This window comes from Angelakisella massiliensis, from assembly GCF_900104675.1.
Taxonomy (GTDB): domain Bacteria; phylum Bacillota; class Clostridia; order Oscillospirales; family Ruminococcaceae; genus Angelakisella; species Angelakisella massiliensis.
Map to the genome: position 1 here is coordinate 869,169 of NZ_LT629944.1, position 22,773 is coordinate 891,941.

Annotated in this window: 15 protein-coding genes and 2 pseudogenes; 15 read left to right on the plus strand and 2 right to left on the minus strand. The window is 53.1% G+C overall.

Translation table 11 applies throughout. The features are described from left to right. Positions 1 to 62 precede the first annotated feature (62 nt). The 10 genes from BQ5383_RS04665 to BQ5383_RS04715 all read left to right on the plus strand — a co-directional run bounded on the left by BQ5383_RS04665 (position 63) and on the right by BQ5383_RS04715 (position 12,759). A complete protein-coding gene (locus BQ5383_RS04665; protein WP_071429660.1) occupies positions 63 to 623 on the plus strand; it encodes a DNA methyltransferase in 561 nt (186 codons plus the stop codon). A 37-nt stretch (positions 624 to 660) separates the two neighbouring features. Next, entirely contained in the window at positions 661 to 1,905 is a 1,245-nt protein-coding gene (locus BQ5383_RS04670; RefSeq protein WP_071429662.1) for an ISL3 family transposase, read from the plus strand. 292 nt (positions 1,906 to 2,197) lie between these two features. Continuing rightward, the gene (locus BQ5383_RS04675) at positions 2,198 to 3,664 is read left to right on the plus strand and encodes a LuxR C-terminal-related transcriptional regulator (RefSeq protein ID WP_071429664.1); all 1,467 of its coding nucleotides are present in this window, start codon (positions 2,198 to 2,200) and stop codon (positions 3,662 to 3,664) included. A 141-nt stretch (positions 3,665 to 3,805) separates the two neighbouring features. Next, positions 3,806 to 5,170, plus strand: a complete 1,365-nt coding sequence (locus BQ5383_RS04685) for a hypothetical protein (protein ID WP_139193343.1) — start codon at positions 3,806 to 3,808, stop codon at positions 5,168 to 5,170. Positions 5,171 to 5,214: 44 nt separating this feature from the next. After that, positions 5,215 to 5,625 carry a hypothetical protein gene (locus tag BQ5383_RS04690; RefSeq protein ID WP_071429670.1) on the plus strand — a complete coding sequence of 137 codons (411 nt, stop codon included), beginning with the start codon at positions 5,215 to 5,217 and terminating at the stop codon, positions 5,623 to 5,625. A 53-nt stretch (positions 5,626 to 5,678) separates the two neighbouring features. Further along, positions 5,679 to 6,113, plus strand: a complete 435-nt coding sequence (locus BQ5383_RS04695; RefSeq protein ID WP_071429672.1) for a zinc ribbon domain-containing protein — start codon at positions 5,679 to 5,681, stop codon at positions 6,111 to 6,113. A 24-nt stretch (positions 6,114 to 6,137) separates the two neighbouring features. Further along, on the plus strand, positions 6,138 to 8,765 hold the full coding sequence (locus tag BQ5383_RS04700; RefSeq protein WP_071429675.1) for a tetratricopeptide repeat protein: 2,628 nt from the start codon (positions 6,138 to 6,140) through the stop codon (positions 8,763 to 8,765). 3 nt (positions 8,766 to 8,768) lie between these two features. Continuing rightward, on the plus strand, positions 8,769 to 9,719 hold the full coding sequence (locus BQ5383_RS04705) for a hypothetical protein (protein ID WP_071429677.1): 951 nt from the start codon (positions 8,769 to 8,771) through the stop codon (positions 9,717 to 9,719). Positions 9,720 to 9,721: 2 nt separating this feature from the next. Beyond that, positions 9,722 to 11,575, plus strand: a complete 1,854-nt coding sequence (locus tag BQ5383_RS04710) for a hypothetical protein (protein ID WP_071429679.1) — start codon at positions 9,722 to 9,724, stop codon at positions 11,573 to 11,575. A gap of 74 nt (positions 11,576 to 11,649) precedes the next feature. Continuing rightward, a complete protein-coding gene (locus tag BQ5383_RS04715) occupies positions 11,650 to 12,759 on the plus strand; it encodes a hypothetical protein (protein WP_071429681.1) in 1,110 nt (369 codons plus the stop codon). A 237-nt stretch (positions 12,760 to 12,996) separates the two neighbouring features. Here BQ5383_RS04715 and BQ5383_RS04720 read toward each other — a convergent pair whose 3' ends face one another. After that, positions 12,997 to 13,344, minus strand: coding sequence for a hypothetical protein (locus tag BQ5383_RS04720; protein ID WP_071429683.1), 348 nt, complete (start codon positions 13,342 to 13,344; stop codon positions 12,997 to 12,999). A 95-nt stretch (positions 13,345 to 13,439) separates the two neighbouring features. Here BQ5383_RS04720 and BQ5383_RS21995 point away from each other — a divergent pair. The 5 genes and pseudogenes from BQ5383_RS21995 to BQ5383_RS04740 form a co-directional block, all read left to right on the plus strand. Beyond that, positions 13,440 to 14,036 (plus strand): annotated as a pseudogene (locus BQ5383_RS21995) (metallophosphoesterase); the annotation flags it as partial. Positions 14,037 to 14,155: 119 nt separating this feature from the next. Continuing rightward, positions 14,156 to 16,627: pseudogene (locus BQ5383_RS04725) on the plus strand (DEAD/DEAH box helicase); the annotation flags it as partial. Between the two features lie 859 nt (positions 16,628 to 17,486). After that, entirely contained in the window at positions 17,487 to 18,182 is a 696-nt protein-coding gene (locus tag BQ5383_RS04730; protein ID WP_071429685.1) for a response regulator transcription factor, read from the plus strand. Between the two features lie 127 nt (positions 18,183 to 18,309). Beyond that, the gene (locus BQ5383_RS04735) at positions 18,310 to 19,803 is read left to right on the plus strand and encodes a sensor histidine kinase (protein ID WP_071429687.1); all 1,494 of its coding nucleotides are present in this window, start codon (positions 18,310 to 18,312) and stop codon (positions 19,801 to 19,803) included. Between the two features lie 166 nt (positions 19,804 to 19,969). Continuing rightward, on the plus strand, positions 19,970 to 21,409 hold the full coding sequence (locus BQ5383_RS04740) for a S1C family serine protease (RefSeq protein WP_071429689.1): 1,440 nt from the start codon (positions 19,970 to 19,972) through the stop codon (positions 21,407 to 21,409). Between the two features lie 383 nt (positions 21,410 to 21,792). Here the strand turns inward: BQ5383_RS04740 and BQ5383_RS04745 are convergent, their stop codons facing one another. Beyond that, positions 21,793 to 22,707: a LysR family transcriptional regulator gene (locus BQ5383_RS04745; RefSeq protein ID WP_071429691.1), complete on the minus strand. Its 915-nt coding sequence runs from the start codon at positions 22,705 to 22,707 to the stop codon at positions 21,793 to 21,795. Positions 22,708 to 22,773: the final 66 nt, after the last annotated feature.

Sequence of the window (22,773 nt, forward strand, 5' to 3'; positions counted from 1 at the left end):
ACACAATTGCCTCCCGATGCGGGACAGGTCCTTTACGACAGCAATAGGAAGGAAGAACAGTTATGCCGACACTTGAATGGATCGGAAAAGATAAAGTCGTCAACCACCACCAGGAGGTGCCCTTCCGGGTATTGGAACGGCAATACAGCTTCGACGAGAACGGCCGGCACGCTGAGGATAACGGCAGCGAAAATATGATTATCCACGGCGACAACCTGGACGCGCTGAAAGCCCTGCTGCCCCGGTATGAGGGGCGGGTGAAGTGCATCCACATCGATCCCCCTTACAACACCGGCAACGAGAAATGGATATACAACGACAATGTCAACGATCCCAAAATCAAAAAGTGGCTGGGCGAAGTGGTGGGCAAAGAGGGGGAGGATCTGACCCGCCACGACAAGTGGCTGTGTATGATGTACCCCCGATTGAAGTTGCTGCAAAAGCTGCTGGCGGCAGATGGGGCAATTTTTATCAGCATTGATGACGTGGAGTTACCCAACACCCGATTGCTGATGGATGAAATATTTGGTTCGAGCAATTTTATTACAACTATTATTTGGCATAAAAACTATGCTCCCAAATCCAGCGCAAAATATGGGCTCTACTCCAAAGTTAGTGGATAAAGGGATTTTGTGATATACTCTCTAGGGGGTGATACAGATGATAGCTAACTTTCCTGACATGATAGCCGGATCTCTCAACCTGAGTGAACCGTGGTATGTTGAGGGGGCGGAGTTTTCACCGGAGAAGAAAGAAGTCCACATCTATGTCAATGTCCGGGAGGGCGCAGAGTTTGCCTGTCCTTCCTGCGGAGGTGCCACTGTACGCAATGGATATGAGCCAACAGAGCGTGTTTGGCGGCATGGGGACTGTCTGTTCTACCCGTCCTTCGTCCATTGCAAGCGGCCCCGGGTGAGGTGTCCGCATTGCGGCACAAAGCAGATAAGCGCGCCGTTTGAGCGGAAGAATAGCCGGTTTACCTTGCTATTTGAGGGGTACGCCATGCTTATCCTTGCCGATATGCCGCGGGCAAAGGCAGCGGAAATCCTCCGCTGCAACGAAAAGTCCCTGTCCGCCATCCTCTCCTACTGGGTGAACGAGGCCGTGAGCCGTCAGGACTTGAAGGGGTTAGTGAGGCTCGCCGTTGACGAAACCTCCCGGCTCCGGGGACACGACTATGTTACTGTCTTTGTTGACGCAGACCGGCGGCGTGTCATTGATGTGGAACAAGGCAGAGAGAAAAGCGTTATCTCCACCTTTGCCGAGAAACTAGAGAAACACGGCGGTTCCAAAGAGGCTGTCTGTGCTGTTACGAGTGATATGTCCAAGTCCTATCTGCCTGGCATCGCTGAGAACTTCCCAAATGCCCTGAGCGTGATTGACAAGTTCCATGTCAAGCAGATACTCACCAACGCCCTCGATATGGTACGCAAGGAGGAGCAGAAGTCATCCGAAGCCAAGCAGGCCCTCTTTCAGGGCCGCAGGCTGTTCATGATACCCAGAGGACGAATGTCAGAACAGCAGGTCGCCAAGCTGGACTCCCTCTCCAAGCGGTATCCTAAGACCGGTAAGGCATACAGCATTGTTGCTGCCCTGGATGACTTCTACGCTTGCTATACGGTGGAGGAAGCAAGGAACGCCTTTGACTCTCTCTATTCCTGGATGCGGATGCGCCGTTGCCGGTTGCAGCCAATGAAAGACGCTGCCACCACACTACGCAACCACAAGGAGAAGATACTGGCCTACTTCTACCACCGCATTACCAACGCTGTCTGTGAGGGTATTAACTCCATGATACAGGCAGCCAAACGGAAAGCCCGTGGCTTTAATACCTATGAGGGCTTTGCCTCGATGATTTACCTCGTTGCTGGTAAACTCCAACTCGCTGTCCCTAACCCTTTCTAAATACTCCTATCCACTAAAACGGGAGTAGAACCAAAATATTTCTGTATCTGACAGAATATCTTGTACCATATATCCATATATCCATGTAAACAAGTAATTCCGGTGGAAGTTACAACTGCTTCATCGTTTTATAACACTAACTTGTGATCTCTCCGTAAGTGGAGTTTGATGAATATAATATCACCCTCTTCCTAATGGGCGTTAACAATATACAGCCTATATCTCCTATAATGGTGAATATAAGAGAGTGTGTGATGAGACCATGCGTATTGCATAAAGTGAAGGGGAATCTATGAAGACAAGGGGATTGAGAACACCAGCATCCATCAATGCCATATTGCTGTTGAGCATATTTACATTCGTCTTTTTAGGCGTGGAGTATCTTTATGTCAATATGATGTCTCGTATGGTTGGTGAGGATCAGACAGTGATTGCTCAAAATTACGCACTCGGTATCAGCGTTTTGGGATTTATCTTGTATCCGGTTTTGAATCGGGCGGTTCATGAACGGTTCAAAGCCCTACTTACCTTTTCTACCGTTCTGGTCTCCATCATCTGCATTTTTCTAATCCAGCAACATATCTCATACGCCATTACCCTAACAGCAGGGTTGATTTTGTTTTTTCTGATGGGGCTTTTCGGCAGTTCGGCTCACTATTTGGCTGTCTGTACCATCCATGGGGAGCGAACACTGGCCCGGCTGGTGGGTTTTGCCTATGCGGGCGGTATTCTTCTGCAATATATCAATAACAACTTAATCAACATAGAAATTGCCGAAGCGGTCATTCTTTCTGTTTTTCTAGCAGTGCTGAGCGTTCTGTTTATACGGACGAGGCATGTTTTTCGCGTGGAATTGATGGGTGAAGAGAAAACTTTATCTAAAGCGTTGGAGAAAACAAACGGCCCAATACAGAAAAAAATAACGACGGGCTTACTCCTGGTCTTTCTAGTGGCCCTGATGGCCTGCGTATTCAGCACATTGGACAACGCAATCACCTTAGGCCATGCTGCAGGCGCAATGGATATCGGGCAATGGCCCCGCATTCTGCTGGCGCTGAGCGGCCTGGCGGCAGGCTTTCTCTTTGATATTCGGAACAGAAAATACATGACGCTTATGATGTACTGCGTAATGGTATTCTCTGTTCTGTGTGTGATAATACTTCGGTGGGGCGGCCCATTTTTGACCGGAGTAGTGATCGCCTATATAGCTTCCGGATTTTTTGTTGTGTTTTTTACCACTAGCTTTTTAGAATTTGCGGCTTGCATGCGTATACCAGATCTCTGGGCAGGCATGGGACGGGCGGTGAATAACCTTGTGGCGGCGCTGATTACCAACAGCTCAGTAACTCTGCTCCTTTCAGGCAGAAACCTCACACTGGTCATCTTCATGCTGGTGTTGTTTGTTGCTGTCAGTATTCTGATGTTTGCCTATACGACTAGATCCCATACGGCATTGGCCCCGCCCGAGGCCCCGGCAACAGGATACACGCCAAAAGAAAAGTTTTCTTCCTTTGCAAGTCTTTTTTCATTGACCGACCGAGAGCAGGATGTTCTGCAGTATCTTCTGGTTTCCGATAGCAGTGTGCAGGATATCGCGCAGCAGATGGCGATCTCAAGACCCGTACTGTACCGCCATATTAGCAGTCTCAATGAAAAAACAGGTACCAAAAGCCGAATCGGCCTGTTGCAATTTTATTATGAGTGGATTCCGGAAAAAGAAGACGCCGCCCTTGAAAAAAGCCCGGATTTTAGGGCTTGAGACAAATGCAACCCCTTGTTATCTCAGAAAAAACAGCATAAAAACCAAAAAAGAGATGAATGTAACCTTATATTTTAGGATACTCCATGCTATTCTCTGTTTAAGGGACTGGCGCGGAGATCTGAAAAGCGGTATAGCGCTGTGTCAGAATTTCTGGTGCGGCGCTATTTTATTTGCGCAGAAGTTTTCTGCAAACAAGAAACCGGAAGGAGTGGATATAAAGCTGTAAAACAATCCCGTGAAATCACTATTTCAGCAAATTTTACGTTTCTATCTAAAGCGTTTGTATGGATCAGGAGGACTTATGGTATGAAAAAGTTGAGGCGGACAAAATTTATACTTCTACTATTGGCAGCAGTTTTTCTGACTACCCTTTCCGGATGCGGAGAAGCTGGAGACCTTGCGCAGTCTCAGATCTCTTCGGATTCCAAATTGGAAACCCATCCTTCGGACACAGAACCAGATACCCCTCCTTCGGAGGAAGCTTTATCTTCATCGAAGGACGAGATCGCCGTCACGCCAACAGCAGCCAAATCGGTCGAACTGGAGCTGTATGAAACAGCAGATTTCAGTTTGCAAATCCCCAAGGGATGGACGGTAACGAGCGGCGGCACAGGCATGTATCACTCCATCCGGGTCCAGGATCCTGCTGAGCCTCTCAACCAGATTTTCGTGCTGCTGAAGGCAGATGCTTTGCTCCACAGTCAGGAGGGAAAGGACGCCTGGGCTTATTATTCCGGGATTTCAGGCGTCCCCGGAATGCAGATATTTGCCCTGGCACCAGTCCTGTCAACCCCCTCTACTGAGAACTTTTTTAAAATTTTTCCGCAGTATGCAGATTTTGCTGTGCAGGCTGAGCCGGGTTATACTGGCTATACCTTCCCCCGGTTTGAAGGATTTGCTGTCACCGAGCGTTTCCCGTCAACCGGCGGTTTGAGTGCTTACGCACTGAACGATGAGATTCTACGGGCTACCTTTACCGAAGGAGGAAAAGAGGGTGAGGGCATGTTTGCCGCGTCAGTGGTGGATTTCGGAAGTGCTGAGATTGCGGCGGGGCCACCAGTAGGATATCAGGTCCCATCGGCGGATGGCGGCTATTATATGGCCTATAATGTGATGGCTGTAACTGCCGTGAAAGATTCTTTTCTGGAATGGGTCGACATCCTTACGGAGTGCGCAAGGAGCCTGGAATATTCTGAAAGCTATGTAAATGCCGTAAAACAGGCCGGAACTGAAACCGTCGCGCGGGCTATGGAGTTCAGCCGGAATGCAAACGAGGTGCTAGACGGGATTATGTCCTCCTGGGAAAACCGAAACACCAGTCAGGATATCATCAGTCAAAAGCAAAGCGATGCAACCCTCGGATACGAGCGTATCTGCGATACCGAAACCGGGGAAATCTACAAAGCGGAAAACGGCTGGAGCGACGGGTATCATGGCGACCGGTATCAGCTGGTCTCAGAAGACTCGATGTATCTGGAACCCATCAGCGGATATATCGAATGACAGCCACAAATAGAGAACCGATAAAGAAAAAAGGAGGCGCTGATATGGAAAATGTAAAACGGATCCTTCCCTATGTGAGGCGGTATGTGCTGATGGCGATCTACGATGTGTTGGATGAAGAGAGCATTTCCTATCACAAGGAAGAAGACGCGATCGTGGCCAGGGCAAAGGTGTATGGAAATATCAGCGTCTTTTCTATTTCTGCCGAGGAAAAGGAGGTAGGAACCGAGCTGAGGGTCGCGTTGCTGCAGCCATGCGGGGGATTGTCTGAACAGGGAAAAGAACGGACGATGGCCGCTATGTCGGATCGGATCGTACAGTATCTCGAAAATGAGCTTTTAATGAATCGACCCGTCGAAAGACTGAATCATGAGCCGGAAAACGGCTCTGGAAAACGGCTCTGTCAGATAAACAAAATCATAAGAGAGGAGTATTGTTATGGCGTTTCTGGATAAGTTAGGCAGCTTGGCAAAAAATTTGGGGGGATAAAACCAACGAAGCGATTGCGATGAGCAAGTTGAACGGAAAAATTACATCGGAAAAGGCTCTTGCGGAAACAGAGCTGAGAAAAATCGGTGAGTATTATTATGGCCAATTTCTTTCCGGCGGCCAGATAGAGCCAGAGATACTGGAGGCCTGTCAGTCGGCCAAAGCCCATTACGATGAGGCTGCACATGCACAGTTGGAGATTGACCGAATCCGCGCGGCGGAAGCAGCGCAGGCTGTCACGACGGCCTCGGCAGGTCCTGTTTGCCCATCCTGCGGGACAGAGAACACAGCGGGAACAAAATTTTGCCGGCAATGTGGAACAAAACTGGTGGCAGAGTCCCCTGCTGTATGCCCACAATGCGGGGCGGCTGCGGAACCGGGAGTGAAATTCTGCCCGGAATGCGGCACGGCTCTTTCTCAGCCGGAACAAGCCCCTCGGCCAGATGAACAATGACTCCACTGAAAGGAGGCTTTTGCCTTGAAAGAAGAAAAACAACGACTGATGCGAACGTTGGCTGACGCATATCAAAGCGGCTGGGCAAAATGGCTGTTCCTGATTCTGACAGTACAGACGCTTCTCCCAACTTTGATAAATACCATGCTGCTGTTTACCTCCAAGGCTTCTCTAGGGAACGTGCTCCCGGCTTTTGTAAGCTTCTTCTGCCTGCTGGCAAGCGGCGTCCTGGTTATCCCTGCGGCTATGAGCGCCACAGGGGAGAAGAAGCCGCGGCTCTCTCTGTACCTGACGGCGTTCTTCCCTTGTGCAGCCGCAGTACTTCTCTCCGATGAGATACTTCTCTTCGCACTTTACCGCCTTTCTGAAGGCGGCGGCGTATGGATAGCCCTGCTTGCCTACCTGCTTGCCGTCCTTCTGATGACGGCGGCATACATCAGAGCCGTCTCCGTGGTTCTGGCCAAAAAGCCTGTGCTGAAATCATGGAGAACCATATGGGCTCTGCTGCTCTGTGCCGCGATGGTTTATCTGTCCGTCTATCTGCTTCCCTCCGCGGCGCAAGCCCTGACGGCGGCCCTGTTCCAGGGCGGAACGCTATGGTTTTCCAGCGTGCTGGGGGTGTTCGCATCTGTACTGGCCGGCTGGCTTCTTTTGCCTGCCATTTTGGCGCTGATTGCCAGCCGGATGGCGCCTGCCGGGCAGACGGCCGGGGAAGCCGTCGCTCCCTCGGAAAACGGAACCTCTCCAGAGGGGGAACAGGGCCCGGCGGAGTCTCTCGGAGGAGTCCGGCCAAAACGTCGCTTTTCCACGGCGAAGGCGGCGTCACATGCGGTGGAGCTTCTGTCCGCAGCCGTATTGGCCGCCGGCCTGGGCCTGGCAGTTTTTCCGAACCTAGGAAAGACGGACGCCGTCGAGGAATTCATCGGCGACTATGTGACAAAGGCAACGTCGGCCACTATTTCCGTAGGGATCGGAGATTATGTCTTTGCAGTAAAAGCATACGATGAAATGGAGCTGGAACTGGACGCCTGGGCGTTGGCGCTGGGCTTTGAGCTGGAGGAGCTTTCCTATTCCAGCCTTTCCGACATGGTCCGGGATCATCCAGACAACGATACGGTGGCGTATCTCTATGCCTGCACGTCCGGAGAATCAACCCAGCTGGCAGGAATGGAAGAGCTGTATATTACCGGACGGTATGAGGGCTACGACTTTTTGTTCAGTCTGTTGGATGAATACAAAAGGGCAGAAGAAAACGAGGAACTGACCAACGTGCAGCAACTCCGCCGCAACCGCATTCTGACAGGCCTGGCAGCAAACGGAGTTTGGTCCGGGACCGAAAGGCTCAGCCCGCAGACTCTGATGGAGGACGAGGATGCAGCCGCTGCGGCAGTGACGGCCTGTATCGATCTGTGCGACGAGCTGTACAACAAGGGCTTTTATAACGCCATGGCCGAGATTCAGGACATGGTAAACCCTCAAAGCATGGACATTTCCAGCGTGGTCAATTATGCGGGCAACCATCCGGACGATATCGAGGCGCAGAAGGCCGCTATGGACGCTATTCTACAGGAAAGCTCGGCGGAATTGGCAGGAAGAAGCTCTTATCTCAGTGTTTACGAGCGGTATGACAGCCTGTGGAACAGCGAAATAGCGCCGGGGGCCACAGAGGAGGAAAAGCTGGCTCATATCAAATACATGATCTCCGCATACCAGATGAGCCTGGATTTTGAAAAAATTGTGGAATATGCCCTGACGGCTCTCGAGACCTATAGAGACGATCCGGAGCTGATGCGCTCCGCTGTGTACGCTCTGGCCGAAAGCGGCGAAGCGGAGGAGTGCCTGAAGCTGACAAGCCGCGCTCTGGCGAAGAATGCGGAAGACCCCTATATGCTGTATTATGCGGCGGTGGCGGAGATGCATCAGCAGGATTACGATGCTGCGATCGATTATGGGCTGAAGCTTTCCGGCCTGGTAAAAAACAGCAGCGTCCCCGAGATAGCGGACAACTATCTGTACCAGTACGTATCAAAAATGAACACGACGAGGGACGCCGGTTACGGCGGGGCCGTCAGCGAATATGTAGGGTTTTATAATTATCTCAGCGACGAGCAGCTTGCAAAAATTGAAGCGGATGAGCTGCTTTACCAGTATATCCAGGCCTGGCGCGGCACATACACCTATAACCAGGGAACCAGGGAGGAAGCGCCTGTGGAAGAGGTGCTGGCGTCACTGGACAGGGTCCTCGCCATCCAGCCGGAAATCGGGCAGCCTTACCGAATGAAGGCCGACCGTTTGGCGGCGGCAGTGACCAAGAGCGAAAAGGCCCTGAGTGATACGGAGGCCTATCAGGAGATTGTGGATCTTTATATAAAGGCCACCCAATATGTGCCCAACGACCCCTATATCTGGTTTAACCTGTACGACATATACCGTCAAATGGGCGATTACGTCCATGCGCAGCAATGCGCTGAGCTGGCGCTCACCTTTTCCAGCTGGAGCGATTATATCGGGGACGGCGAGGGCATCGGCGTCCATATCCATTCGGATATCAGCGCCTCGCAAAGCTTGCTGCTGGACCGTTTCCGCGAGCTGTATAACGAGAGGAACGGGATCGAGGAGGAAGAAACCGGTTCTGTGGGAGAGGGGGAATAAGATATGGTATCCATCATCTTCGGCATCCTGCTGGCGATCGATCTGTTTTTCATATTCTTTGCCGGCGGTAGCCTAGCGCTGACGATTCCCGCGGCTCTGCTTTGCGTGGCGGGAATCCTGTCCCCATGGCTGTTTCCACGTCTGCTTGCTTTCCTTGAAAAAAAGGCCGGCGAAAAGGGGCAAAAGCTGCTCAAATGGAAAAAACAACTGAAAGGGCTGTTCTGCTGCATCCTGGCGGCAGGCTCGCTGTTGTGCGGCAGTCTGGCGGGAATCCGGTATGGGGACGATGAGACGGATCTCTATAATTCCCTGTGCGCAGAAATGGAGGTAGCCGCTGCCATGGGCGATCTGGAAACCTGTGAAAACCTCGCTGTCGCCTATATTGTGCAATTCGGAGAAACCGAAACCGTCAATTTAAGCCTGGCGAAGGCGGCTTCCCTGGCCGGGGTGAAAGAGAGGGCGGATTTGTATTTTTCCCATTTGAAATCTAAGACCTCCCGGGAATACTACGCCGCCCGTTCCTATTATGTCAGCTCCTTCTCAGATGAGGAGGACGAAACGGAGGAGCTACGGAACCTCTGGCGGGAAGCGGCGATGGAGCATCCCGACTGGGGATATGCCAACCTGATGGCGGGAGTGGCTTATCTTGCTTTCGGAGAACGGTTGGAGGATGACTCTTTGAAGTTGAAATACGACAACGGGGAATGGGTCGAGTTCCGGAACACAGGCCCCTCCACCTACACGGCGCAGTATTACTTGGCCCTTGCTTACGGGCAGGAGCCGCAAAACCCGCTGCCAGCCGTCTATCTGGGCGTGATCTCCTGCATGCAGGCGCATTTTGGCGAAGCGGAGCAATATTTTCAGGCTGCTGAGGAGCGGATGCGAACCAGCGGGATGGACAGCGAGCTGCAGGATACCATTGACACCTACCGGCAGATCATGAAGGAGGCGTGACAATGAAACGGAGAATTGCATCCCTCTTGCTTGCGATTACAATGACCCTCACGGCGCTTCCCTTCGCTTCCACAGAGGCGGAGGCCAGAGTTCTGCTGCCGCCGGGGGAATCGCTGAGCACGCGCCCCAGTTGGGAGCGGCAGTTTCAGGATGCGCTGAACAATCTCTCCATGGGCTTCAACTCCACAACGCAGCAGTATGACGCGGGAGTGAGAGACCTGATACAGCAAAACAGCGAAAACTACAACTTTACGCCGTATGTCGGGAATTCTTTCAGTGTCTTCGCAAAGAACGCGCCCCAGGAAGATGGGGCCGGGCAGTCATACGAGGGGATGAACGTATATGAGGTGGCCGATGCCATCAGCCCTCCCGGAGCATTCAACAGCGACTTCGTTGAGTTTCTGGAAAATGAACTCTTGTACACCGCGGAGGGGATTGCCGGCCCCCTCCTTGGCGATCATAATTTCATTAACGACTTCATGCAGGAGACCGGCCGCCCCTCGAATTCCTACAATTTGGCCATGAACGAATTTGCCGACGGTTTCAACCAGTTTTACAGTATCCCTCTGATAAAGTTCGGCGTCGACACTGTTGGAATCATAGGCTCTAGCGAGGAAATAATGGCCGGAATGATCGTCCGTGACCTCAATCATGGTTCTCCATTGGTCCAAAAGGTCGCCGCAGAGTGGGACAACTTCCTTCCGACCGTTAGTAAATTGTCCACTATTAGCGAAAAGGTGGGATACGTCGGCGCGGTGCTCGACGCTTATAAGTATGTAGGCCAGATTTCCGAAGGCTTCAGCAACAACCCCTTTGCCGGCGGAGGCTATGAGGGGTTGGAATTCGCGGTCAATGCATTGGACGGAGCGATGATCGGCGTTGCTCTGGGAGGAGGGCCGCCGGGTGCGATAGGAGCCCTCACATACGGTATTATCCGGGATCGGCTTGATTCGGATCCGGTTCTCGTTGATGTGGTAAAAACCTTGTGGGATAAGACTGGTTTTGTTGGGCAGATAGCTGATGCCGAAGTCCGCATTATGAATGAATTGCTCACGCCTCTCCTCCTGGAGGGGATGATCGCATGGGACGATTTGACCGGATGGGAACATTTCGGCGTTGAAGACGATGCGAACATAGCGGGCTACGACCATGTGCAAAAAATGCGGGAGCTCTGGTATCAAAAGAACCAGGAGCTGGCACAACTGATACGGGAGGGGAAGGAAAACACCCCGGAAGCGCAGGCGCTGATACAGTGGCTACTGGCCCGGCAGAAATGGGTCAAAAACGACGGCCCGCGCGCCGGCCATGTGGATATGAAAAAGCCCAACATCTACCTGTACCCCGAAACGAAGACGGAGATCACCGTCACCTTTGACCGGCCGGAGCTGCTGACTGTATCCGACCCGCTGTATGGGGACGGATGGACAGTTACCGCCCATCCGGACGGCACGTTGGAGGATGCAGGCGGCAAATATGGCTTCCTGTTCTACGAAAGCCTGGCCGTTCCCTCCATTTTCCGCCTGGACGAGGGCTTTGTGGTGAAGGCGGAGCAGCGGGAGCAGACCTACCGCCGGGTGCTGGAGGCTTATGGCTTCAACGAGCAGGAAATTCTGGACTTTATCGAATACTGGACGGATTACCTGGAGCCCGGCGTAGATTATGTGATGTATCCGCTGCTCACCGAAGGGGTGGATGCGGAAATGCCGGTCCGCTTCTCGGTCCAGCCGGACAACATATTCCGCCTGTGGTTTGGCTTTGTCCGGTACGAGGGCGGCGCGGTTCCCGAGCCGGAAATCGTTCCCATGGACCGTAGCGGCTTTGAGGCGGTCGAGTGGGGCGGCGCAGTACTGAACTGAGAGCAGAAAACAAGAGGCGCGGGGAGACAGCTTCTTCCCGCGCCTTACAGTAAAAAAGGAGGATCTAGTGTGCCATGAAGATTCGGGCTACATGGAAAAAGCGGATATGGGGAATGGCACTGGCGCTTTGCATCACGCTCCCAGCGCTTGCCCAGCCTGCTTTGGCTGCGGAAGAATATATACCCGGCAATCCCCGCTGGTCAGGCTACAAAAATCAAGTGCAGTGGGATAAGCCGGAAAACGCCGGTTCCAGCGACAGTTTCGAGTACGAGGCTCATCTGCTTCTCGAAGGCGAGGTGTTGGAAAACCAGACGTCGGAGATCCAGCCCTATGTCTTTTTCTCATCCGATACCGTGACCCTGCCGCAGGAGGAATACACCATCCGGGTGCGTGCCCGGTGGATTATGATCGTCGGGGATCCGGACGGCCAATATATGGTAGCCGATGTTGGGGACTGGGGGCCCTGGGCCTCCAGCGGCCCGGAAGCAGACGGGCCGGCCCCTGCTGCGGCTGGCTCCGGGAAGGTGGAACTCACCTTTCCGGATAACGGCGTGTCCGTCTCCCTCCAAGCGGATTTATCGGAGGATGCAGAGCTCTATGCCGATACAATGGCGGCGGAAAGCCTGCTCTGCGCCGATCCCGGACTGGAAGCCCAGCTGCCAGGGCTTTTATCGGTCTATGAGATTTCGATCCGGCAAAGCGGCAGACGGCTGGAGCTGGGGGACATTCCGATAGAGATCCGCATCCCCTTAAATGATCATCTGAAAAGCCAAAGCCATCATCAGGCGGTTTATCTCGGTGAGGAGCCGGAGCCTCTTGAAACCGTTTCCGAGGGCGACGCTTTGATTTTTGAAGCCCCTTCCCCGGGGCGGATCGCTATCCTCGGATCCGACAAGCCCTTTGTGCCGGTAGCCGCTTCCTCGGATAGCCCACAGTCTGAAGCGTCTGGAACTGCTTCCATGGAAAGCAAAACCCCGGAAACCTCCGCTCAGGCGTCCGATGGCAACGGCTCTGAAGAACCAGTCTCACCGGACAGTCCGCAGGCAGAGGAACCCGAACCGGAAAAGGATGACGGCGAAACTTCCTATATGGCGGTTGGGCTGATCGTTGCCGCAGCAGTTGCAGCAGGGGTTACGGCTTTTATCCTCCTTGCACGCAGAAAAAAAGCATCATCTCATAAATAGGATGAGACTATCAGAACCATACAAACATCGGGATACCATGCCATTGTATCCTGTCCAGCTTTATCCCCGGCAAAGCCGGAAAAAGGAGGAGAGCTCATGAAGAGACTGATTGCAGTGTTGCTGACCATTTGCATCGCTGCTGGATTGCCCGTAGCGGCATTCGCGGAAAACGGACCGTCTTCCGGAGAATGGAGCAGCGCCTGGATTCAACTGATTCAAGGAGAAGAAGCGCAGCTTCTATTCAGCAGCAGCGAGCCGGCTGTCGAAGTAGACCTGCCCGGTTTCATTCACTCGCTGATATGCCTTCCGCATCCGCCCCCACTTGGGGATCAGGCCATAGGCGAACAGGGGGACGATGATTACGGCGGCGATGGCGTAGAAGGTAAAGGGGATGATGTGGTAGAAGGTGTCAATAGCACTGCCGTAGCCCAGCTCCGGGATACCGGCTTCGGCGTAGAACAGACCGGCGAAGAAGACCGCCCATGTGGAGAAGGGCAGCAGAGCGCAGACTGGGGCGCCGGTGGAGTCGATGATGTAGGACTGGGCCTCCCGAGGGATCTTGTGGTTGTCGGACAGCCTTCTCATGCAAGTACTCAGGTTTATCGAGCGGGAAATTAAGCGAGGGAAGCATTATGTTAAGGAAAAAATCAAAAAGGCATTTTTATATAGTAACAGTAATAATGGTTCTTCTCGTAATATGGACCGCATGGAGCAATACAACTGTGGGGATTACGCACTATACGGTTGCAAGCGATAGGCTCCCTGCTTCATTTGATCATTATAGTATTGTTGTCGTTTCTGACCTACACAATGCCGAATTCGGTGAAAACAACAGTCAATTAATAAAATTGATAGAAAAAGAAAAGCCTGATATTATTGTAATAACTGGGGATTTGGTAGATTCCAACAAGACCAATATTGATATAGCCCAAAAACTCGTGGGAACTCTTACAGGGATTGCACCTTGCTATTATGTAACAGGAAATCATGAGGCATGGCTTGGTGAGCAATATCAGGAATTAGAAAGTATATTGCTTGATGAAGGTGTTGCTATTCTCCATGATAGAGCAGTACAATTGATAAAAAACACGGAAAGCATACAGCTTGCTGGCTTAGATGACCCCGATTTTACAGATAGAGCCCCCCTTCAGCAAAGCATGATAAAAACGAAAATCAATAATATGAATCTAACTGACAATTATTGTGTGTTGCTTTCACACAGACCAGAAGCATTTGAAGACTATGTATCCGAAAATATTGACCTTGTTTTGAGTGGCCATGCACACGGAGGACAGTTTCGCTTACCTATTATCGGTGGAATAGTGGCGCCTAATCAAGGATTGTTTCCAAAGTACGATGCCGGGATATACTCAGAAAATTATACAACTATGGTTGTAAGTATCAGGATGTGCTGCCCGGCGTTCCCAACCTTTGCTTCAAGGTGCCCACCGGCGGCGGAAAAACCTTCCTCGCCTGCAGCGCCGTCCGGCCTGTGTTTGACGCACTGCCGTTTACCAAGACTAAGGCGGTGGTGTGGCTGGTGCCGTCCGACGCAATTCTGACGCAAACCGCAAAAGCCCTAAAAGACCCGCGCCATCCTTACCGGCAGAAAATTGATGTGGATTTCGGAGGGCGGGTAGAGGTTTATACCAAGCAGGAGCTTTTGAACGGGCAGAATTTCAACCCAACTGCCGTCACCGAACAGCTCTCCATCATGGTGCTGTCCTACGATTCTTTCCGCGGTCGGGGCAAAGAGGGCTTAAAAGCCTATCAGGAGAACAGCAATCTTGCCGCCTTTGCCAAAGTGCTGGGCGCGCCGGAAAACCCCATTGAGAATGCGGATGAAACGGCGCTGTTTCAGGTCATCAACCAACTCAATCCACTGGTGGTCGTGGACGAGAGCCACCATGCCCGATCCGAGTTGAGTATAGAAATGCTCGCCAATTTTAACCCCTGCTTTGTGCTGGACTTGACCGCCACACCCAAAAAGCGCAGCAACATCATCTCCTATGTGGATGCGGTGCAGCTCAAGGCGGAGCACATGGTCAAGCTTCCGGTGATCGTCTATAACCGGGACAGCCAGGCTGAGGTGCTGATGGACACGATTGACCTTCGGGATAGGTTGGAAGAAATCGCCAACGCAGAATATCAGAACGGTGGAAAGTACATCCGCCCCATTGCCCTGTTCCAAGCACAGCCAAAGGGGAAGGAGGACGCAACCACCTTTGAAAAAATGCGGAAAGAACTGGTGGAAGCCGGGATTCCCGCCGGACACATAGCCATCCGCACCGCCGATGTGAACGAGCTGAAAAACGTGGATTTGCTGTCCCCGGATTGTTCGATACGGTACATCGTCACGGTAAACGCGCTGAAAGAGGGCTGGGACTGCCCGTTTGCCTATATTCTGGCTTCTCTTGCCAACAAGACCAGTCAGGTGGATGTGGAGCAGATTTTGGGGCGTATTCTGCGCCTGCCCTACACCGCCGAGCACAAAGCAAAAGCCCTGAATATGTCCTATGTGCTGACTTCTTCCAACGACTTTAACGATACAGTACAGCAGATCATCCGCGGGCTGAACAGCGCGGGATTCAGCGACCGGGATTACCGGCTTGCCGAGCCGATAGAACCTGCTAAACCTGCTCCCGTGCCGGAACAGCTTCCGATGTTCGAGCCGGAAACCGCGCAGGATGACTTTGCCGGGCTGGACGGGAAATCCATCTGGGCAAAGCTGCAACGGCGCAGGGAGAGCGAAAAAACGCCGGATTCCGCCCCTAAAGCAGACAGTATGCTTGCCGAGGCCCGGCAGGCGGGCGACGCATACAATCAGGCGGTGCAGGGCGCGGACAACGATCCGTTTGCTGCCGTTCTGCCGTGGGAGGTGCGGGACAAAGTGAACACATTTCCTATCATCCCCCAATATCGAGGGAGCGTGGACGGGCTGCTGATCCCGCAGTTCTTCCAGGTGATCCCGCAATCCCTGTTTACGAACGGGGATAAGGTGCTGCTGAGCAAGGAGCAGCTTGCCGACGGCTTCACTTTGAAAGGTAAAGCATACGATATTGATTTTGATGCGGCAGACGATGAGATCGTCAAGGTCGATGTGGCGTCTGGCCGCAGTGTGCCGAGGGCTTACCAGATGGAAGCCGCCGACCAGCGGTATTTCAAGGAATATTTCAGCAATCTCCCATCGGAAAGCCGAGTGCGCCAGTGCAAGGACATGATGATCCACCAGTTGGACAAGCTGAACATGGTGGATGGCGGAGATTTACGCGCTTATGTCAATCTCATTGTGGACGGGATGGATCGGGAACAGCTTGCCGCTATGGAAAAGGCCCCACTGGGCTTTGCGGCAAAAATCCGTGCCAAAATCGAAAGCCTGCTGGATCAACATTACAAGGAGACCTTCTTCACATGGCTGGACCGTGGCAAAATTGTGTGCGAGCCGTCCTACCGTCTGCCATCGGCAATCCATCCAACAAGCAGCACGGCGATTTACGGAAAGTCGCTCTATGAGGCTGAGGAGGGCATGAACGAGCTGGAACAAGAGCTAGTGAAGCGGCTGACAGCCATTCCCAATGTGCTTTGGTGGCACCGGAATATCGCCCGGCACGGCTTTGCCATCAACGGCTACTTCAACCACTACCCTGATATTATGATTATGACACAAAGCGGCAAAATCATCCTTGCCGAAACCAAGGGTGATCACCTGAAAAACGACGACAGTCAGGAGAAGATCGAACTGGGTGCGGCTTGGCGGAACGCAGCGGGAAATCGGTACCGCTATTACATGGTGTTCCAAGACGGGGAAAATCTGCCGCATGGAGCAGTGAGCATGGGGCAGTTCTTGGAGACTGTTGAAGCCTTATAACAAGTGAATGACCGCATCTCATGTTTTCTGATGGGGCAGCAGAGAAATCTGCTGCCTCTTTCTTATGGTGACTACCCTATGAAAAAGATGAGCACGAACCGTTTGTATAGGCCGTGCTCATCTTTGTGTTTTCTTAGAGTAGTAGTGCTCTTCTCCACCTGCAAATCAGTCGGTTTCTCTACGCCATTTTTACGCCATTTCTGCGTGGGGCTGCATAGAGAAATATGAACTTATAATTTGGTCGGTTTTGCGTAAAACGGCGCTGTATCAGGCTCTAGCGGTGTTTGTGGAGAAGTATGAAGATATGGAATCCGGCGTCTGAATGCCGATTCCTAATTTCATTGTTTTTCCAGAACCTTTCCTCTTTTTGATAGCCTTTGGGGAGAGGGCGGATAAAAAATCCCGGCTCTCCCTCACCGGGGGCGAACATCACCGGAGAAGGCGTTTGCACAGTTCCTATTATAATGCCTCCCGCAGCCTGCCGCAACCCTGGAAGGGACCAAAGACTCCCCTCAAAGGGAAAACCGGCCTTTCCCTGGGGACGCCTTCTCCCCCCGCCGCTCAAACAGACTGATTATACCCAATTCTTTTCCGGGAAGCAAGGGCTGGTGCCGTTTTTTGTCCCCAAGGTTTCAAAAGAGGCGTATTTCCACAGAAAAGCTGTTTTTCATTCAAATATTTGTAACCTATCTTGCGGGAAAACGAGTATAATAGTAAAATGAAAGTGAACTGATTTTTTACGCTGGCGGAAGGATTGTTTCCCCAGTGTGACAAGCCCCCCGGCGGACAGAGGCGGACCCCGTCCTTGGCCGAACCCTCCGTCCGTCAGACAAGCAAATGAAAAAGGAGGCCCTTTGTTATGGCTATGGGAAAGATCCTGGTGGCGGACGACGACAAGAATATCTGCGAACTGCTTCGGCTGTATCTGGAAAAGGAAAACTACACCGTGGTCATGGCCCACGACGGCGAGGCGGCGGTGGAGAAATTCAACGCCGAAAACCCCGACCTGGTGCTGCTGGATATCATGATGCCCAAGCTGGACGGCTGGCAGGTCTGCCGGGAGATCCGCAAAAAATCCAACGCCCCCATTATTATGATCACCGCCAAGGGCGAAACCTTTGACAAGGTGCTGGGCCTGGAGCTGGGGGCTGACGATTATGTGGTCAAGCCCTTTGACACCAAGGAGATCGTTGCCCGTATCAAGGCGGTGCTGCGGCGCACCACCTCCGGCACTGCTCCTGTCAACGAGGTCAAGGAAGTCAGCTATGACAAGCTGGTGGTCAACATGACCCGGTATGAGCTGAAGGTCAACGGCAAGGTGGTGGACACTCCTCCCAAGGAGCTGGAGCTGCTGTTCCATCTGGCCAGCAATCCCAACCGGGTCTACACCCGTGACCAGCTGCTGGACGAGGTATGGGGCTTTGAGTATTACGGCGACAGCCGTACTGTAGACGTGCATATCAAGCGCCTTCGTGAAAAGCTGGAGGGCGTATCGGACCAGTGGTGCCTGAAAACCGTATGGGGCGTGGGCTACAAGTTCGAGGTCAAGGAATAAACGGCCTTCCGTTTCCTTCGGGCCATGGCCTGAAGCGGAAAAGGCACTGTCAGGCGGGGGGAATCTCCCGCCTGTTTGCAAAAAGGCCGCTTTTTAAAGTCGGTATACAGGAGGACAAAAGGCCTGCATGAAAAACAAAAGCCTATTTCAGCGGTATTTTTATATCTGCTTTACCATGATCCTGCTGAGTATGTTTATTTTGGGGGCTATTTTTCTGGTATTTGCTTCCCAGTACTTCAAGGAGGACAAATATACCCTTCTCTCCCAAAACCTGGATCAGGCGGCGGATCTGACAGTGGATTGCATGATCCAGATCGGCGGAGTGGTGCATATCACCAGCAATGTGGAAAACTACTATAACACCATTGGAGAATCCATCGGCGCCGATATTTATCTGGCGGATATGCGGGATGGCCGCATCCTCTACAGCGGCGGCGCGGGGGGCAGCGAGCATCAGCTGGAGTATGTGCCCATGTCGGTGATGGAAAGCTTCCGCACCAAAGCGGTGTATACCGAGACCGGACGGATGAAGGGGCTGTATGAATCGGCTCACTACACCGTGGGCAAGCCCATCCTTTCTCCCGGCAACCGGGTCATCTGCGCGGTGTTCGCCTCCACCTCGGCATCGGCTCTGTCCACCTTCCTGGTGGATATCTTCCAGATGTTCGTCCTCAGCGCTGTGGTGGTGATGATCCTGGCCAGCATCATCATCTACTTTGTCACCAGCAATATGATCCGCCCTCTGCGGCAGATGCTGGTGGCCACCGGCAGCTTTGCCCGGGGTGATTTTTCCATCCGGGTGCCGGTGGAAGGGGATGACGAGGTGTCCATGCTGGCGGCAGCCTTCAACGCCATGGCCTCTTCCCTGGCCACTTTGGAGCAAAGCCGCCGGTCCTTTACCGCCAATGTCTCCCATGAGCTGAAAACTCCCATGACCACCATCGGCGGATTCATTGACGGCATTCTGGACGGCACCATTCCTCCCGAGAAGCAGAACTACTATCTGCAGATCGTCTCCACCGAGGTCAAGCGTCTGTCCCGGATGGTACGGGCGATGCTCAACCTGTCCCGGATCGAGGCGGGAGAGCTGAAAATCAATCCTGAGCCGGTGGAGATCACCGATATCGTCACCCGCACCACCCTGATGTTTGAAAAGCCCCTGACGGATAAAAACATTGAGGTGCGGGGCCTGGATACGGAAAAACGGATGGTGGAAGCCGATCCCGATATGATCCAGCAGGTGGTATACAACCTCATTGAGAACGCCGTGAAATTTGTCAATCCCGGCGGATATCTGGAATTCCGCTATTGGGAAGAGGGGGACCGCACACTGGTGGCGGTGAGAAATTCCGGCGAGGGCATCCAGTCGGAGGAACTCAACCGGGTGTTCGACCGCTTCTATAAATCCGATAAGTCCCGCAGCAAGGACAAAAGCGGTGTGGGACTGGGACTGTATATCGTCCGTACCATCATCAACCTCCATGGAGGAGAGATCTTTATCCGCAGCGAAGTGGGCCAGTACACTGAGTTTGTTTTCAGCCTTACCACCTGTCCCCAGAAAAAGCAGCCCCGCTTCCGCAAGGCGGAAAAAGAGAATCTGCCTTCTCAGAAAACGGAATAAGGCGGCGCAGTCATAAAAGGGGTCGAAAACAGAAAAATATTTATCGGCTGGTCAAATCAAGTTTACATTTCTTTGGTATATTTTTTCACTGGATTATTTCACTGGATCACAGCAGTGCATCAAAGCCGCCGGCATATCCGGGGGCACAGGAACGGAGCGAAAAATCATGAACGATCAATTCAATCAACAGGATCCCCGGCAGTTGGATCAGGAATCCACCCAGCGGCCCTATCAGCCGGATTATTATGCCAACGGTCAAAATAACGGCTACAGCGGTCAGAGCGGCTCCAGCGGGCAAGGCGGACAGAATAACGGCTGGCAGAATTATGACCGCCAGTGGCAAAACGGCGGCAGCTACGGTTATCAGCGGGGCAATGGGCCTTATCAGTGGAATTTCGATCAAATGCATCAGACAGATCACCAAAACCGCAGTCCCAAAAAGAAAAATCACGGTCTGCGGGTGTTCGGCGTCATTCTGGGAAGCATCGCAGGACTGGTGCTGGTTTGCTTTGCCGCCTACGGCGGTTATGTGGCCGCTACCGGCAGCGTTCCCCAGCTGTCTTCTCCCACCCAGGAAAGTCAGCAGGAACCCTCCGGCGAGCCATCGGTGAACAGCGTTCCTGATGTCACCCTGGAGGACAAGCCTCAGGGCGAGTCTGCTGCCGCTTCCGACGGCGGAATGGCCAATACCGAGATCTACACCAAATGCTCTCCCTCCGTGGTGGGGATCGTCAGCTACCTGGGTACCACCAGCTATGGCTACAGTGAGCAGAGCCAGGGCTCCGGCATCATCATGAGCGAGGATGGCTACATCATTACAAACGCTCATGTGGTGGAAGGAGCGATGGATCTGGAGGTGGTCCTTTCCACCGGTGAAACCTATGACGGCGTAGTGGTAGGTTCCGACAGCCAGACCGATCTGGCGGTGGTAAAAATCGAGGCGGAGGGACTGACCGCGGCTGAATTCGGCAATTCCGATCAGCTGCTGGTGGGAGAACGGGTGGTTGCCATCGGCAATCCCGGCGGTCTCCAGTTTGCCACCTCTTTGACTGTAGGCTATGTCTCCGCCCTCAACCGGGAGATCGCTGCCGGTGACGCGGGATATACCATTGAGTGCATCCAAACCGACGCGGCCATCAATCCCGGCAACTCCGGCGGCGCTCTGATCAATGCTTACGGACAGGTGGTGGGCATCAACTCCGCCAAAATCGCCATGGAAGGCTATGAGGGCATGGGCTTTGCCATCCCCATCAACGATGCCATGCCCATCATCACCGATATCATCACCAATGGAAAAGTCACCGGCCGGGCCATGCTGGGCATTACCGCCCAACAGGTACAGCTGGAGGAGGCTCAATATTACGGCACACCTCTGGGGCTGCGGATCTATTCCTTCGTGGAAGGGGCCGATATCCAGGCCAAGGGAGCAAAAGAAGGGGACATCATCACCCACATTGAGGGCAAACCCGTTTACTCTTTCAATGAAAGCGCCGAGATCCTTCAGGATTACGCGCCGGGAGATACTGTCACCATCACCATCTACCGTTTGGATAACCGGAGCAAGAGCAGCACCTTTGATCTGGACATTGTCCTGATGGGCTCCTGACGGACAAAAAGTTTACCTCTGCAACTGAAAAATCATCTGCTCAAAAGGCGGCGGGGACCAGTCCCCGCCGTTCAAGCGTGTCGAAAAAGTTCGACACGCTTCCAGGGGGGTATCCAATACCCCCTGGATACGCCGCAGGTTCCTGACGAAACCAGCGGCGATACCCCCGGTTTCGCGCCCCGGTGGGCGCGGGTCGTGGTATAAAAATCAGGCACATGTCCTGATTTTTATGGTTTTGAATTTTTTCTTGGAAACAGATTTTTCTACAGTCTGAGGCGGCGGGGACCAGTCCCCGCCGCCTGTTTGCTTTTGATGGATTTTAATCGCATTGGGGCTGAAAAAAACGCCTTTTCTCCCAGCGCTGCTCCCCCATTCAAAAACACTTATCCTTCCATCTCTCCCCGTCCTCCCAGCACTTCAAAAAACACCTCCCGGAGGGCACGGGTGGCCCTGGAGCGGAATCCATCGGCATACATCAGCGCCAGCTCCAGAAACTCTCCCTCCGGGCCAATGGACAGATAAAGCGCATGGGGATTTCCCGCCCTGCAGGAGCGATAGGTGAAAGCCAGCCCCAGCCCCTGACAAGCCATGGCGGCGGCAAAGGGAGCGGTGATATTATCGTTGTGCACGGTGGGGGAAATGCCCGCTTTCTGAATAATATCCCTCCCACGATGTCCCAGAATCGTGTCCCGGTCACTGAGGATAAACTCAAATTCTCCCAGATCACGGGGGTCCACATAGCTGCGTCCTTTTTCAATGCGGGCTTTGGACAGCACCGGATGATCCGGCGCGGCAATGATGCAGATCTCATCCCGCATCAGCAGCTCCGGCTGAGAGGACAGGCGGGTCAGCGGCAGCGCGATCAGTCCGATGTCCACTTCACCTGCCTGCAGCATCTGCTCCAGCGCCATGCTGTTGGCCTCATGGATGTTGACAGTGACGCCGGGATAACGCCGGGAAAAAACATGAAGCACCGGCGGCAGCAAATAGGTTCCCCGGAAGGTACTGGCCCCCAGCTCCACCGTCCCTGCCTGCAGCTGCTGGATGTCGGAGATTTGCTGCTGCATCCGCTTGTATTCCAGCAGCATGGGGCCCGCTGTTTCCAGAAACACCCGGCCTGCGTCGGTAGGCCGTACACCGGTGGAGGAGCGGACAAACAACCGGGCGCCCAACTCCGCTTCATATTGGGTGAGAAATTCGCTGAGGCTGGACTGCGCCATAAACAGCCGTTCCGCGGCCCTGGAAATACTTCCTTCCTCCGCAATGGCCTTGATATAAAGCAGTTCTTTGAGGTACACAGTTTGGCTCCTTTCTGCTATCGGTTTTACCGATGACTAAAATCGTGATTATTTGTTTCGCCGATG